This is a genomic window from Paraclostridium dentum, from assembly GCF_012922555.1.
GTDB lineage: Bacteria > Bacillota > Clostridia > Peptostreptococcales > Peptostreptococcaceae > Paraclostridium > Paraclostridium dentum.
This window is the reverse complement of sequence record NZ_WIPK01000153.1, coordinates 1-382: the sequence shown is the minus strand read 5'-3', so window position 1 is coordinate 382 and position 382 is coordinate 1. Positions and strand designations below refer to the sequence as shown.

At 48.4% G+C, this 382-nt stretch carries 1 protein-coding gene; it reads right to left on the bottom strand.

Annotation, left to right across the window (positions count from 1 at the left end; translation table 11 throughout):
• Positions 1–356, bottom strand: a 356-nt coding sequence (locus tag GFJ41_RS21215; RefSeq protein WP_264318560.1) for a hypothetical protein, incomplete at its 3' end; no start/stop codon positions are given.
• Between the last annotated feature and the right edge of the window lie 26 nt (positions 357–382).

Genomic DNA, 382 nt, shown 5'->3' with positions numbered 1-382 from the left:
TGCCTCTTGTACTCTATCCAGTCAATGCCATCTCTAGCAGCTAAAGAAACCATGATATCGTCGATGCCTTTTTCCATGCCCTTTAGCCCGCACATGTACACGAACGTGTTGTCTTTCTTTAGCATCTCCCATAGCTCCTCCGCATACTCAGCCATCCGAGTTTGGATGTACATCTTCTCCCCCTTTGCGTTCGTCTGCTCTCGACTCACAGCAAAGTCTAGCCGGAAGTTCTCCGGGTTTTTCTCCTTCATTAGCTCAAATTCCTCCTTATAGAGCAATGAGCTGCCTGTAGGGACGCCCAAGAAGAGCCATGCTAATCCGTTGAACTTGTAGTCTTCGTGCTCTTCGAAGAACATTTTCCACAGGAAAGAGCGGAAGGGAG